The 14,340-nt window shown below is 56.8% G+C and carries 10 protein-coding genes; 7 read left to right on the top strand and 3 right to left on the bottom strand.

The genetic code is table 11. The annotated features are described in order from the left end of the window. Positions 1–93: 93 nt before the first annotated feature. Positions 94–2,874: a flavocytochrome c gene (locus tag E0L20_RS00050; RefSeq protein WP_131632111.1), complete on the bottom strand. Its 2,781-nt coding sequence runs from the start codon at positions 2,872–2,874 to the stop codon at positions 94–96. Positions 2,875–3,484: 610 nt separating this feature from the next. Between E0L20_RS00050 and E0L20_RS00045 the strand changes: the two genes are divergently transcribed. Together E0L20_RS00045 and fumA are read left to right on the top strand one after the other, a co-directional pair. Beyond that, complete coding sequence (locus E0L20_RS00045) at positions 3,485–4,993, top strand: anion permease (RefSeq protein ID WP_207389429.1); 1,509 nt, start codon at positions 3,485–3,487, stop codon at positions 4,991–4,993. A 55-nt stretch (positions 4,994–5,048) separates the two neighbouring features. Continuing rightward, positions 5,049–6,698, top strand: coding sequence for a class I fumarate hydratase FumA (gene fumA / locus E0L20_RS00040; RefSeq protein ID WP_131632110.1), 1,650 nt, complete (start codon positions 5,049–5,051; stop codon positions 6,696–6,698). On the opposite strand, the gene E0L20_RS00035 is transcribed toward fumA, so the two are convergent. Beyond that, a complete protein-coding gene (locus tag E0L20_RS00035) occupies positions 6,687–7,592 on the bottom strand; it encodes a LysR family transcriptional regulator (RefSeq protein WP_131632109.1) in 906 nt (301 codons plus the stop codon). The two genes, fumA and E0L20_RS00035, sit on opposite strands and share 12 nt — an antisense overlap. 94 nt (positions 7,593–7,686) lie before the next feature. On the opposite strand from E0L20_RS00035, the gene E0L20_RS00030 reads away from it, so the two are divergent. The 3 genes from E0L20_RS00030 (at position 7,687) to E0L20_RS00020 (ending at position 11,349) form a co-directional block, all read left to right on the top strand. Further along, on the top strand, positions 7,687–8,985 hold the full coding sequence (locus tag E0L20_RS00030; protein ID WP_131632108.1) for a serine hydrolase domain-containing protein: 1,299 nt from the start codon (positions 7,687–7,689) through the stop codon (positions 8,983–8,985). Between the two features lie 261 nt (positions 8,986–9,246). Then, positions 9,247–10,542 carry an MFS transporter gene (gene tcuC, locus E0L20_RS00025; protein WP_131632107.1) on the top strand — a complete coding sequence of 432 codons (1,296 nt, stop codon included), beginning with the start codon at positions 9,247–9,249 and terminating at the stop codon, positions 10,540–10,542. Positions 10,543–10,557: 15 nt separating this feature from the next. Further along, positions 10,558–11,349: a substrate-binding domain-containing protein gene (locus tag E0L20_RS00020; RefSeq protein ID WP_131632106.1), complete on the top strand. Its 792-nt coding sequence runs from the start codon at positions 10,558–10,560 to the stop codon at positions 11,347–11,349. On the opposite strand, the gene psrA is transcribed toward E0L20_RS00020, so the two are convergent. After that, positions 11,324–12,223 (bottom strand): L-proline-binding transcription factor PsrA, encoded by a 900-nt coding sequence (gene psrA, locus E0L20_RS00015; protein WP_131632105.1) that lies wholly within the window; start codon positions 12,221–12,223, stop codon positions 11,324–11,326. The two genes, E0L20_RS00020 and psrA, sit on opposite strands and share 26 nt — an antisense overlap. Positions 12,224–12,393: 170 nt before the next feature. Between psrA and E0L20_RS00010 the strand changes: the two genes are divergently transcribed. Together E0L20_RS00010 and mtfA are read left to right on the top strand one after the other, a co-directional pair. Next, positions 12,394–13,350, top strand: a complete 957-nt coding sequence (locus E0L20_RS00010; protein ID WP_131632104.1) for an EAL domain-containing protein — start codon at positions 12,394–12,396, stop codon at positions 13,348–13,350. A gap of 104 nt (positions 13,351–13,454) precedes the next feature. Continuing rightward, complete coding sequence (gene mtfA / locus E0L20_RS00005) at positions 13,455–14,252, top strand: DgsA anti-repressor MtfA (RefSeq protein ID WP_131632103.1); 798 nt, start codon at positions 13,455–13,457, stop codon at positions 14,250–14,252. Positions 14,253–14,340 lie beyond the last annotated feature (88 nt).

Genomic DNA, 14,340 nt, shown 5'->3' with positions numbered 1-14,340 from the left:
GCATGAGTCCTTAGATGTAGCCCCGGCAAGCACCGCGCCGCCGGGGAAAATGCCGGATCGCGCTGCGCGGGTCCGGCATACAACACAGGGGTCTTACTGCTTTTTCGAACGCATAGCCGCCTGATGTCCTGCAAGCGTACCAAAAATAATGATATCTGCCACTGCGTTACCGCCGATGCGGTTACCGCCGTGGATACCGCCAACCACTTCACCGGCGGCAAACGCCCCGGGCAGCACGTTGTGGTTGCTGTCCAGCACGCAGGTGTCGGTGTTAATGGTCACGCCGCCCATGGTGTGGTGAACGCCCGGCGCAATCTGAATGGCGTAGAACGGCCCTTCATTGATTGGCGCACGCAGCGCGGTGGTACGGCCAAAATCATCATCGTGCTGTTTTTCAACGAAACCGTTGTAGCGCTCAAGCGTTGCGAGGAAGGCGTCAGGGTCCATACCCAGCGCTTCCGCCAGAGCTTTCGGCGAGCTGGCGCTGGTCACGAAACCTTTCGCGATGTACTCATCCGCCGCTTTGTTTTTGGTACGGACATGCTCATCGAAGACGATGTACGCGTATTTCTCCGGCAGCGCGATAATTTGCGCCGACACTTTATCGCGGGTCGACATTTCGTTGTAGAAGCGCTCCCCTTTCTGGTTAACCAGAATCGCCCCGCCGCCGCGGATGGATTCGGAAATCAGGTACGAGGTTTTCTGCTCAACGGTTGGGTGGATCTGAATTTCGCCCATATCCACGGTGCCTGCGCCGATACGTTCCAGCAGCGCGATGCCGCCCCCCGTTGCCCCTTTGTGGTTGGTGGTGACGAACCCTTCCAGATCCGGACGGTATTTGACCACCATCTGGCTGTTGGCGCTGAAGCCGCCCGTCGCCACAATCACGCTTTTGGTTGCCACGGTGACGGTTTCGTTCTCTTCGGTGGTCAGACGCACGCCGGTCACTTCGCCGTTCTCGAAGATGATGTCGCTGACGGAGGTATCCAGCATCACATCGATATTACGTTTATTAACGTTACGCACCAGGCCGCTGATCAGATAGCCGCCCACCGCAGAACCGTCTTTTGGACGGTGGGTGCGGTCGATGCTCATCCCGCCGGTGGTGGTGATGTCGTTCAGCATGATGCCGCGCGTTGCCAGCCACTCGATGGCCTCCGGCGCGTTCTCCACAAAGCGACGCAGCAGTTCCGGGTTGTTCTTGTTACCGCCGCCTTTCAGGCTTTCCTGATAGAACAGCTCTTTGCTGTCCTGAATGCCCTTCACGCGCTGGAAGCGGGTTTCCGCCGCGTTCATCCCGGCAGAGGCTTTGATGGTGTTCCCGCCGATGGTCGGCATTTTTTCGACGATCAGCACGCTTGCGCCTTCGTCGTGGGCCTGAATGGCTGCCGCCAGCCCTGCGCCGCCGCTGCCGATAACGACAACGTCTACGCTTTTCGCTTCGTTCGGGTCAACGCCCTCTTCCGCCGCCAGCGCTTTGCTGGATTTCAGCATCGCTTTCGACACCGCTTTTTTCACCGCTTCGCTCTGGCTGGTCGCGCCGGTGATGGCGTCCACGTGCGGGGTATTGGCATCCAGAATACGGGTGCGGATCTCTTCGAAGCTGGTGACAAACTCCACGTCGTCGTTCGGGCCTGATGCCAGCTCGATATCGGCAATGCGGTCGGTCTCAAGGCTGACGTTAATCACCAGCTCGTTGACGTCGTCCTGCACTTTCTCAATAAAAGTACCGGGTTTGAATTTGGATTCGCCCATGCTCATGTCGCGGATCATCGCTTCCACCAGCGAGAAGCGCCACAGCGGCTCAGGGATGTTCAGCGCCTCGCGTTGGGTGCTGTCCATAAACAGCTCAAGGCTTTCGCCTGCCGCGATGCGGTCGGTCCAGTCCGGGTAGGCAATGGTCGCGCGGCCAACGGCAATCAGATCGTAACCGTGGTCCAGGGCTTCATTGACGTCAGCGGCATTCACCACGCCGCCCACGCCCATCACCGGCACCTGAGCCAGGGTTTCGGAACGCATCGCGCAGTATTTCTCGATAAGCGGCGTTGGGTCTTGCGTATCCACAATGGATGGACGCAGGGTAGCGCCAACGGAGAAGTGAAGATAATCCACGCCGCGCGCCGCCAGTTTTTCCAGCAGGTACATGGTGTCGTCAAAGCGAATGCCGGGGACTTCCATCTCTTCAGGCGAGAAGCGGTAGCCAATAATGAAGGCATCGTCGGCGTACTGGCGCACCATTTTGTGGGTGATGTCCAGCACGGCCAGCGGGAACTTCGCGCGGTTATCGCGGCTGCCGCCCCACTCGTCGTCACGCTGGTTTGAATTCGGGGAATAGAACTGCTGAATCAGATAGGTGTTCGCCCCGTGGATCTCCACGCCGTCAAAACCGGCCAGAATCGCGCGGCGCACGGCTTCACCGAACTTGCCGATCATGCCTTCTACTTCTTCTGCGGTCAGCGCAGCCGGGGTCGCGGCACCGTCACGCGGTGCAGCAACGGCGCTTGGGCCAACCGGCGTACGGCCCCCGATCAGTTTCGGATCGACCATGCGGCCACCGTGGTAGATCTGCAGGAGCGCCTTAGACCCTTTGGATTTGATGGCCTCAGCGATTTTCGCCAGACCGGCAATTTTTTCGTCGCTATCGATACCAATCGCGCCAGGGAAAGCAAGACCGAGATCGTCAACAAAGCAGCACTCCACAATGATGGTGCCGATGCTGCCTGAACGTGCCCGGTAGTACTCCACCAGCTCGCTGGTGACCGTACCATCATAATAGCCCGTACAGGTGGTCATAGGCGCCATTAACAAACGGTTTTTCAGTTCAGTGCCATTCGGTAAAGTGAAGGGGCTTAGAATGCGTTCGTTAGTGCTCATAATAGAAACTCCAAACTTTTAAAAATTAAGAATTCGTTATCGGGCTGAATTTTATTTCGATGTTTTATGCCGATGTCATGATATTAATATAATGCTTTTTTTAGTTTCTAAAGCCATTACGTTAGTTAAAAAACTATTTAATCCCTGCAATAACATTAATAACACATTGGTGTTAGTGAAGATGTTTCATCAATTCACAACAATTTAAAGTTCGTTAAATTATCAATGGTCAAACCAATACACCAAAACCACAAAATAAGCCTATAAATCAATAGATAAAGATGATTCCATTTTTGATATGTTATCAAATTGATAAATAGATTACTAAAAATCAGATAATAACCACACCAGCCAAAGTGGTTATTTTAAAAAGCATAAAAATACGCCTTCAATTCTGTTTTTTTGATCGCGATCAATAGTTATGGCATCCAAAGGCGCAATATAAAAACATCATCATTTTTTAATTTAGCGCTCACGAAAATGCGTTAAATCGCTATTACTGAAAATACGAATCCACACCTTTAATAACTAAAAAAAGCAAAGAAACTAAAAAAACAGAATTTGTGTTTTCACCGTACGACGAATTTTTGACAACTTAAGACGTGAAACTATGAATACAAAAACTGCTGTAACGCCTCCTGCGGCGAGTAAAGCAACAGACGGGAACGCAAAACGTCTGCTCATGATGGCGCTGCCGATTATCGTCGCCGTGCTGCTGCTGTTTGTTCCCGTCCCGGAAGGGCTGCCGCCTTACGCATGGCACTACTTCGCCATCTTTGTCGGCGTGATCGTCGGGCTAATCTTCGAACCGCTGCCGGGCGCGGTGATCGGTCTGACCGGCGTTGTCGCCATTGCGCTGTGCAGCCAGTGGGTGCTGTTCAGCCCGGAACAGCTGGCTGACCCAAAATTCAAGCTGGCGGGTGCCTCCTTTAAATGGGCGGTAAGCGGATTTGGTAACTCCACCGTCTGGCTGATCTTCGGCGCCTTTATGTTCGCCGCGGGCTATGACAAAACCCGCTTCGGCCGCCGTCTGGCGCTGATCCTGGTGAAATACCTCGGCCGCCGCAGCCTGACGCTCGGCTACGCCATCACCTTCGCGGACCTGCTGCTGGCACCGTTTACGCCGTCCAACACCGCGCGAAGCGGCGGGACAATCTACCCAATCATCGCTAACCTGCCGCCGCTGTACGGTTCAAAACCTAATGACCCAAGCGCGCGTAAGATTGGTTCGTACCTGATGTGGGTGGCGATCACCGCGGCCTGTATCACCAGTTCGATGTTCCTTTCTGCTCTGGCACCTAACCTGCTGGCGCTGGCGCTGGTGAAAAGCACTGTCGGGATCAACATCTCGTGGGGTACCTGGTTCATCGCCTTCCTGCCGCTGGGCGTGCTGCTGATCCTGACCATGCCGCTGCTGGCCTACTGGTTCTATCCGCCTGAAGTGAAGGTGAACGACGAAGTACCGCTGTGGGCGACCCGCGAGCTGGAAAAACTGGGCAAACTGTCCCGCAACGAAATTCTGCTGCTGGTGTTCGTATGCTGTGCGCTGCTGATGTGGATCTTCGCTGCCGCGTGGATTGAACCGGCAATGGCTGCCCTGCTCATCGTGGGCCTGATGCTGTGGACCGGCGTACTGGAGTGGAACGATATCACCGGTAACAAAGCCGCGTGGAACACCTTCGTCTGGTTCGCCACGCTGGTGGCGCTGGCGGACGGCCTCTCTTCCACCGGCTTCATTGCCTGGCTGGGTAAAGAAGGCGGTCTGTTAATGAGCGGTATCTCGCCGGGTGTGGCCACCATCGTCCTGCTGCTGGCGTTCTACCTGCTGCACTACCTGTTTGCCAGCACCACCGCGCACACTACCGCGCTGCTGCCAGCGATGCTGACCATCGCCTCCACCATTCCGGGCATGAATATGGAAGTGTTTGTCCTGCTGATGGTGACTTCGCTGGGCGTGATGGGGATCATCACCCCGTACGGTACTGGCCCAAGCCCGATTTACTACGGCAGCGGCTACCTGCCAACCAAAGACTACTGGCGCCTCGGCACCATCTTCGGTGCCATCTTCCTGGCGGCCCTGCTGCTGATTGGCTATCCATGGATGTCCATGATGTTCTGATTCCTGACCGCCGGACTTCTCCTCCGGCGGTTTTATTTTTATGGAGCGATACGCTATGTCGAATAAACCGTTTTTCTACCAGAACCCCTTCCCGCTCGCGCACGATGACACCGAATACTATCTGCTGACCAACGAGCACGTCTCCGTTGCCGAGTTCGACGGTCAGGAAGTCCTGAAGGTGGAGCCGGAAGCGCTTACCCTGCTGGCGCAGCAGGCCTTCCACGATGCCGCGTTTATGCTGCGTCCTTCCCATCAGAAGCAGGTTGCCGCGATCCTGAACGACCCGGAAGCCAGCCAGAACGACAAATACGTTGCCCTGCAGTTCTTGCGTAACTCTGAAATTGCCGCAAAAGGCGTGCTGCCAACCTGTCAGGATACCGGCACCGCGATCATTATGGGCAAAAAAGGCCAGCGCGTCTGGACCGGCGGCGGTGACGAAGCGGCCCTGAGCCAGGGCGTGTATAACACCTACATTGAAGACAACCTGCGCTACTCGCAGAACGCCGCGCTGGATATGTATAAAGAGGTGAATACCGGCACCAACCTGCCCGCGCAGATTGACCTCTACAGCGTGGACGGCGACGAGTATAAATTCCTGTGCATGGCCAAAGGCGGCGGTTCAGCCAACAAAACCTATCTCTACCAGGAAACCAAGGCGCTGATTACCCCGGCGAAGCTGAAAAACTACCTGGTTGAGAAGATGCGCACCCTGGGCACCGCGGCCTGCCCGCCGTACCATATCGCGTTTGTGATCGGTGGAACCTCAGCGGAAGCCACGCTGAAAACCGTGAAGCTGGCCTCCACCCGCTACTACGACGCGCTGCCGACCGAAGGCAATGAGCACGGCCAGGCGTTCCGCGACGTTCAGCTCGAGCAGGAACTGCTCCAGGAAGCGCAGAACCTCGGCCTTGGCGCGCAGTTCGGCGGGAAATATTTCGCCCACGATATCCGCGTGATCCGCCTGCCGCGCCACGGTGCCTCCTGCCCAATCGGCATGGGCGTCTCCTGCTCTGCGGACCGCAACATCAAGGCAAAAATCAACCGCGACGGGATCTGGATCGAGAAGCTGGAGCACAATCCGGGCCAGTACATTCCTGAATCCCTGCGCCAGCAGGGCGAAGGCGAGGTGGTGAGCATCAACCTGAACAAGCCGATGGGCGAGATCCTGGCGCAGCTTTCCGCGCACCCGGTCTCCACCCGCCTGTCGCTGAACGGCACCATCATCGTGGCACGCGATATCGCCCACGCGAAGCTGAAAGAGCTGCTCGACAACGGGGAAGAACTGCCGCAGTACGTCAAAGATCATCCGATTTACTACGCGGGCCCGGCCAAAACGCCGGAAGGTTACGCGTCTGGCTCACTCGGCCCGACCACGGCAGGCCGCATGGACTCGTACGTGGATTTACTGCAATCCCACGGCGCGAGCATGATCATGCTGGCAAAAGGCAACCGCAGCCAGCAGGTGACGGACGCCTGCCACAAGCACGGCGGCTTCTACCTCGGCAGCATCGGCGGCCCGGCGGCGGTGCTGGCGCAAAACAGCATCAAGAGCCTGGAGTGCGTGGCCTACCCTGAGCTGGGTATGGAAGCGATCTGGAAAATTGAGGTGGAAAACTTCCCGGCGTTTATCCTCGTGGATGACAAAGGCAATGATTTCTTCCAGCAGATCCAGAACAAACAGTGCAAAGGCTGTTCACAGCGCTGAGTGCTTCCACAGGTCCGGCAATAGCCCCAGCGCGTCAGCAATGATGGCGCGCTTGTCGCTGCCTGGCTTCCAGATGGTGACCATCGTCTGACTAATCCCCTGGCTGCCCACTTCGGTGCGCAGCCTTTTTACGTTTTCCCACTCGGCCGCATGAAAATGCGTCGGCAGAAATCCCCAGCCGCAGCCCTGGACCAGCAGGCCACGCAGCATCTCCAGCTCGTTGGTAAAAATCGTGTGCCCTGAGATTTGCAGGCGGCGCGCCACCGGTTCGTCTGAGGCCGCGTGCATAATCACCTGCGGCACCAGAGAGAGATCGAGCAGCGACAGCGGGGAGGTGATATCCGTAAAAAGCGTCGCAGAGGCATAGAAATCCATATCAATCGCCCCGAGCGCCCGCCACTCCATCTCATTGCCCACGCTGCGGTTGCGCGCCTGGCAAATGCCGAGATCCGCCCTGCCCGCGGCAAGCAGGCTCTCCGCTTCATCGCGCGAGGCGCAGGTCAGGCTCAGGCGGATGTTGCGTTTAGCCATGTCGGCAATCAGCGTCTGTAAAAATGCTCTCGGGGTAAAGGGATCGTAAACGAGGGAAATACCCTGCGCTGGGCTGGCGGGCACCTCCCGGGCGAAGGCTTCAAATGCCCTCACCTGCCGCATCAGCAGATGTGCCTGCCGCTGAAGCTGCTCCCCCTCCGGCGTTAACCGCAGGGTGCGTCCTTCGCGAAGGAATAGCGCATATCCCAGTCCATCCTCCAGAAAATCAATCAGATCGCGCAGCGTAGTGCGGTCTTTTTTCAGCTTAACCGCCGCCTGGCTCAGGCTGCCGTGCTCGGCCACGGCGGTAAACGCCTCAAGCTGCGCAAAGGAATAGCTCAACGTCGCCACACTCTTCTCCATGTGAAATTTCGGGGGATTTTCCCCCATTACGCGTTTTTTATTATAGGCCTCAGGTTCTTAAACTGAAGTCACTTAAGAGCTAAATGAGATCGATATGAAAAACACACCGTTAAACATCACCCTGCTGGCGGGCCTGGTTCTCGGCAGCCTGTTATCCCCTGCCGCCATGGCCGCCTGCAAAGGCACCGAACTGAACGCCTGTCCGGCTCCTTTCGATAGCAAACTGCCGGACACGCACAGCATGCTCACCTGGAGCCAGGCCGATCGCGTCGTCGGCTTTCGCAATGATTACCGCAACTACGCCGGCGATGTGTTCCGTCACGGCAACGCCACGCCGCTGCTGGCGGCAGAGAAACCCCTGACGGATGCCCGCTATCAGGTGAACGGTAAGACCTACAGCCTTCAGGATTACCTTAAGCGCCAGAACGTGAGCGGCATGCTGGTATTGAAAGACGGTAAGGTCGCCTTTAAATATCTCGGCGAAGGCAACACCGACTCCACGCTCTGGACGTCGCGCTCGGTGGGCAAATCGGTGGTATCGGCGCTGGTCGGCGTGGCGATTAAAGAGGGCAAAATCCACTCGCTGGACGATCTCATCACCCGATACGAACCGGATTTAAAGGGCACCGCCTGGGACGGCGTGACGCTGAAGCAGCTGATTACCCATACCTCGGGCGTGGCGTGGAATGAGGATTACACCAACCCGAACTCCGACTTCGCGCAGCTCACCGAGTGCGAAGCCAGGCCCGGTACTTACGACTGCGTGCGCAAGCTGGTTTCAGGCTTACGCCGTGAACACCCGGCCGGAGAGCACTGGTCCTACTCCTCCGGCGGCGCATGGCTGCTGGGTGACGTGCTCGAGCGCGCCACCGGCATGACGCTCGCCGCGTATCTGGAGCAAAGCATCTGGCAGCCGTACGGCATGGCGAGCGACGGCGTGTGGCATGCCTATAGCAAAGGTCAGCACGATGTCGGCGCCCACGGGTTCAACGCTACTCTTGAGGACTGGGGGCGCTTTGGCGAGTTTATCCGGCATAACGGCACGCTGCCGAACGGTAAACAGATCCTGCCTGACGGCTGGGTGAAAGAGTCGTCACGCTGGACCCGTGCCACAGGATCGGTGTCGGACGCGCATCCTCAAGGGCTGTACGGCTATCAGTGGTGGAACAACGAAGTACCGGTCAATGCCGCCAACGTTCAGCCGAGCGCGCAGGCCTCGCTGAAAGGCTCGCTCTGGGCGCTGGGGATATTTGGCCAGATGATCATGGTTAACCCAGCGGAAAACCTGACGATCGTTCAGTGGTCCACCTGGCCCCAGGCGGAACCGTCATTCAGCGCCCAGCCGCTGGAGGCATCGCTGATGTTTAGCGCCATTGCCAACGCGCTGCGCTGAATCCTGTAAGCCAGGCTACGCCTGGCTTTTCCCCTGCGCGACTTCACAAAATCGCAATATCAATGACTTACATAAACCCGGAGATTCAATAACCGCCCTTTTTGTTAAGTTATTGTTAAGCAAATAACTTCCCAACAACATATTGCCATTGATGCACAGAACGCATCAGCCTATGTGCCAAATGCGCTTATCTATTTACCTTTCCTGATCCAGTTTTCAGAAACAGACGGACAACACGTCAATAATAAACTGGAGACTACGATGATTTCCTCACCCTTACCTGCAACCGTTCGCGCCAGAGCGGGCGCGATACTTCGCGTCACTTCGGGCAATTTCCTTGAGCAATTTGACTTCTTCCTGTTCGGGTTTTATGCCACCTACATCGCGCATACGTTCTTCCCGGCAAGCAGCGAGTTTGCTTCGCTGATGATGACCTTCGCCGTCTTCGGCGCAGGCTTCCTGATGCGCCCCATCGGCGCAATCGTCCTTGGGGCGTACATCGATAAGGTGGGTCGGCGCAAAGGCTTGATTACTACGCTGTCGATTATGGCGGCCGGAACCTTCCTGATTGTGCTGATCCCCTCCTATGAGAGCATCGGCCTGTGGGCTCCGCTGCTGGTGCTGGTCGGGCGACTGCTGCAGGGCTTTTCCGCCGGGGCAGAGCTTGGCGGCGTGTCGGTCTATCTTGCCGAAATTGCCACCCCGGGCCGCAAGGGATTTTTCACCAGCTGGCAATCCGGCAGCCAGCAGGTAGCAATTATGGTGGCCGCCGCAATGGGCTTTGCGCTGAACGCGCTGATGGAAGAGAGCGCCATTCGTGAGTGGGGCTGGCGCATTCCGTTCCTGTTCGGCTGCATGATTGTGCCCTTTATCTTTTTCCTGCGCCGCAGGCTGGAAGAGACCGACGCGTTCCGCGCCCGCAGCCATACCCTGGCGATGCGTCAGGTGTTTACTACCCTGCTGGCAAACTGGCCGGTTGTGGTCGCGGGCATGCTGATGGTGGCGATGACCACCACGGCGTTCTATCTGATCACCGTCTACGCGCCAACCTTCGGTAAAAAAGTCTTAATGCTTAGCGCCTCTGACAGCCTGCTGGTCACGCTGCTGGTCGCCATCGCCAACTTTATCTGGCTACCGATAGGCGGCGCGCTGTCCGACCGTTTCGGACGTAAGCCCGTGCTGATTGCCATGACGCTGCTTGCGCTGGCGACCAGCTATCCGGCCCTGACGCTGCTGGCAGAGGCGCCGAGCTTCTCCATGATGCTGAGCATGCTGCTGTGGCTCTCTTTCCTGTACGGCCTGTATAACGGCGCGATGATCCCGGCGCTGACGGAGATCATGCCGGTTGAGGTGCGCGTCGCCGGGTTCTCTCTGGCGTATAGCCTCGCCACCGCGATCTTTGGTGGGTTTACGCCCGTCATTTCAACGGCCCTGATTGAGTACACCGGTGATAAAGCCTCCCCGGGATACTGGATGAGCTTCGCCGCGATCTGCGCGCTGCTGGCAACGCTCTATCTCTATCGTCGCAGCGCCTTAACCCTGCAAACCGCACGTTAATACAGAGGGAAAATTATGCACCCATTTATGCGTTCAGGACTGACCGGTCTGGTACTGATGGCGGCCAGCGCAGGCGCGCTGGCTCAGGAGGTGACGGTCATGATTTCAGGCGGTTTCAAAGCCGCACTGGAAAAGCTGGCGCCACGGTATGAAGCCCAAAGCGGCGATCGCATCGTGTTGATATCGGGTCCGTCGATGGGAAAAACGCCCCAGGCCATCCCCAACCGCCTGGCGCGAGGTGAAAGTGCGGACGTGGTGATTATGGTTGGCGACGCGCTGGACGCGCTGGCGCACGACAGGATGGTCAAAGACGGTTCTCGCGTTGAGCTGGCGGATTCGCCGATTGGCATGGTCGTAAAAGCGGGGTCTCCGGTGCCGGACATCGGAACGGATACCGCCCTGCGCCGGACCCTGCTGCAGGCCAGCACCGTCGCCTACTCCGACAGCGCCAGCGGCCGGTACGTACAAAGCCAGCTGTTCAAAACGCTGGGGATTAATGAGCAAATGGAGGGAAAAGCGCACAGGGTAGAGCGTATTCCGGTTGCCTCCGAAGTGGCGAAAGGCAAAGACAGCATCGGTTTCCAGCAGGTAAGCGAGCTGCTGCCCGTTCCCGGCGTGACCTTTGTCGGCAAGCTGCCGGATAATCTGCAGTACATTACCCGTTTTGCCGGGGCGGTGACCGCCCGCGCGGCGCACCCTACCGAGGGCAAGGCGCTGCTGGATTTCCTCTCCTCTGCGAAGGCACGGGAAACCATCTCCGCAACCGGGATGATCCCCGTCGCTACACCTCGCGATAGCGTTCCGTAATGAGCGCTTCAAGCTCGGCGGCAATCCACGACTGAATGCGCCCGCTGCGCCGAATCAGCCCAACGGTGCGTTTGACTTCGGGTTCGGTCAGCGGGATATGCGTCAGAAATGAATGCTCAGAGCGCGGCATCGACATCGCGGGGACGGCAGCAATGCCAATCCCCGCTTCGACCATACCCAGCATGGTCGTGACGTGGCGGGTTTCGCAAATCCCTGGCCGCTCTGGCTTTATATGGCCGAGCATCTGGTCGAGCAAATTACGGTTCCCGGACGTGATATCCAGGCTGATGTAATCCTGCTGGTAGAACGCCTGCCATGTCAGGCTCCTTCGCCCCGCCAGGGGATGATCGCGACGGCACGCGGCGACATAAACATCCTCCACCAGCGGGATAAAGGTGATATCCGGCTGAAGGCTCCTCGCAAAACAGATGCCAAAATCCGCCTGGCCGCTGGCGACCGCCTCAATGACATTGCCCGCGCTGCTGTCGATAAGCTTGATGCGCACGCGCGGATAGCGGGCGTGGAACTGGCGGATCACCTCCGGCATAAAATGGCAGGCCGCCGAAGGCACTGCGGCAACGGTGATCGATCCGGTACGTTCCTCGCTGACTTTATCGATATCTGCCAGCATCGACTCCACGCTTCCCAGAAGCTGCCCGCAGCTTTCGGCAAAGCGTTGCCCGAAAAACGTCAGCGCCACGCGTCGGGTGGTCCTGTCGAACAGCTTCGCGCCGACCGCCGTCTCCAGCTTCTCAATGCGTCGGCTTAGCGCGGACTGGGAGAGACAGATAGATTCTGCGGCAATGCGGAAATTGCCGTATTCCACCAGGGCTCTGAAGGCATAAAGATCGTTAAGGTCAAAATTGACGGGCATTTTTTTCTGGCAATCCTTAGCGCTTTCGGGAAATGTATGCATTCATAATAGCGAGTTATGCATAAGCGGCAACCGCCCCGCCGCCGAGGCGTAATCGGAAAAAGGAAAACCGCACGGACGCCTGCGAGAAATACGCTGCGAAAAATGTCACTTTATAGGCTATAAAAATTATGGCAAAACAGAAAGTTAAGATAATTTTCGCCCTGTGCTGCATGCTGGCTATTTTGCTCTGTGCAGCCGTACTGGTGGCGTTCAACGTGCCGATTGTCTGGATTTTGGTCTTATTGACCGTGCTAATGACGTTCATTACCGCCGCCGTGCTGTGGCGATACGTTATTCGCGAGCCTAATCCCTATGAAGATCTTGAACTGGCCATTGAGCAGAATGAAATTGTGCCGCTCTATCAGCCGATTGTGCACAGCGATACGGGCGACGTTTATGGTGTCGAAGTGCTTGCCCGGTGGGCCACTCCGTCAGGCGAGCTGGTTTCACCGGCAAGCTTTATCCCGATGGCGGAAGAGAGCGGGCTGATTATTCCACTCACCCGTAATCTGATGGCGCAGGCCGCGCTCGAGCTGCCGGCCATACTGGCAACGAGCAAAAACCCTTTTCACGTAAGCTTTAACTTCACCACCTCACATATTCAAAGCGATACGTTTATTGAGGATTGCCGCACCTTTCTCGGGCGGTTTCCGAAAGAACGTATTCGCCTGACCGCAGAAATCCTCGAGCGCGAACCTTTTGAGAAAGTGGCGGCGCTCAAGGAAACCCTCGCCCTGATGCAGGCGCATGACGTCACCATCGCACTGGATGACTTTGGCACCGGCTATTCGAATCTGAACTATCTTAATGCGCTCCCCATCGACCTGATTAAAATTGATAAGATATTCATCAACGGGCTGACGTATGAGGATACCTCAACGCGGCTCATTGATTTGGTCATCGATATGGCCAAATCGCTGAAGTTAAGCGTGCTGGTCGAAGGGGTGGAGACGTCGTACCAGGTTGAGTATCTGCGGAAAAAGAAAGTGGATTACTTTCAAGGGTATTTCTTCTCGCCGCCCGTTCGCGCGGATGAATTAGCCTCCTGGATGGCGAGGGATGCTACGACATACTTCACAAAATGAATGACATAGTGGTAAAGCACTACCGTGGATGACAAGCGAAGTGGTAACGTGTGTAGCACCTGACCTTTCAATTTTGTTCAAGTGACGAGTTTGCGAGCAAAACGATGATTAAGTGGCCCTGGAAATCGAATGAAGCTGGTCGAAACATGGCGCTGCCGTGGGATGAAGCGCTGGCGATACCCGTTCTGGCTAATCTCCAGCCGGATGAACAGTCAAAACTGATCCAACTGGCAGATCGTTTTTTGCAGCAAAAGCGCCTGGTTCCCCTGCAGGGTTTTGAGCTGGACCCCCTCAAAAATACGCGTATCGCTCTTCTTTTCTGCCTGCCGGTGCTGGAGCTGGGTATCGAATGGCTGGATGGTTTTCATGAAGTGCTCATTTATCCTGCCCCGTTCGTGGTGGACGACGAGTGGCAGGATGATATCGGCCTGGTGCATAACCAGCGCGTGGTTCAGTCCGGGCAAAGCTGGCAGCAGGGTCCCATCATTCTCAACTGGCTGGATATTCAGGATTCATTTGACGCCTCGGGCTTCAACCTGATTATTCACGAAGTAGCGCATAAGCTTGACACCCGCAACGGGGACCGGGCCAGCGGCGTGCCGTTCATCCCGCTGCGCGAGGTCGCGGGCTGGGAGCATGATCTGCATGCGGCAATGGACAACATCCAGGACGAGATTGATCTCGTGGGTGAGAGCGCGGCCAGCATCGACGCCTATGCCGCAACCGATCCCGCAGAGTGTTTTGCCGTGCTGTCCGAATATTTCTTCAGCGCGCCTGAGCTTTTTGCCCCACGCTTTCCGGCGCTGTGGCAACGTTTCTGCCATTTTTACCAGCAGGACCCGCTGCAGCGTTTACGTAAAAACGGCGAGTATGGCGATAATCTCTCCGCTCAGGTACACTAAAACAGCAGTTTGCGGGTTAATTAATCAATTGAATCAGCACGTTAATTTTAGTGTTGACACAATTTAGCGGGGTCATTAATATGCGCCT

Source organism: Enterobacter wuhouensis (assembly GCF_004331265.1).
Classification (GTDB): domain Bacteria; phylum Pseudomonadota; class Gammaproteobacteria; order Enterobacterales; family Enterobacteriaceae; genus Enterobacter; species Enterobacter wuhouensis.
This window is presented reverse-complemented; position numbering and strand designations above follow the sequence as displayed.

Coding starts and splice junctions, on each gene's coding strand:
- E0L20_RS00050 (WP_131632111.1), bottom strand. CDS start 2,874: ATGAGCACTAACGAACGCATTCTAAGCCCCTTCACTTTACCGAATGGC.
- E0L20_RS00045 (WP_207389429.1), top strand. CDS start 3,485: ATGAATACAAAAACTGCTGTAACGCCTCCTGCGGCGAGTAAAGCAACA.
- fumA (WP_131632110.1), top strand. CDS start 5,049: ATGTCGAATAAACCGTTTTTCTACCAGAACCCCTTCCCGCTCGCGCAC.
- E0L20_RS00035 (WP_131632109.1), bottom strand. CDS start 7,592: ATGGAGAAGAGTGTGGCGACGTTGAGCTATTCCTTTGCGCAGCTTGAG.
- E0L20_RS00030 (WP_131632108.1), top strand. CDS start 7,687: ATGAAAAACACACCGTTAAACATCACCCTGCTGGCGGGCCTGGTTCTC.
- tcuC (WP_131632107.1), top strand. CDS start 9,247: ATGATTTCCTCACCCTTACCTGCAACCGTTCGCGCCAGAGCGGGCGCG.
- E0L20_RS00020 (WP_131632106.1), top strand. CDS start 10,558: ATGCACCCATTTATGCGTTCAGGACTGACCGGTCTGGTACTGATGGCG.
- psrA (WP_131632105.1), bottom strand. CDS start 12,223: ATGCCCGTCAATTTTGACCTTAACGATCTTTATGCCTTCAGAGCCCTG.
- E0L20_RS00010 (WP_131632104.1), top strand. CDS start 12,394: ATGGCAAAACAGAAAGTTAAGATAATTTTCGCCCTGTGCTGCATGCTG.
- mtfA (WP_131632103.1), top strand. CDS start 13,455: ATGATTAAGTGGCCCTGGAAATCGAATGAAGCTGGTCGAAACATGGCG.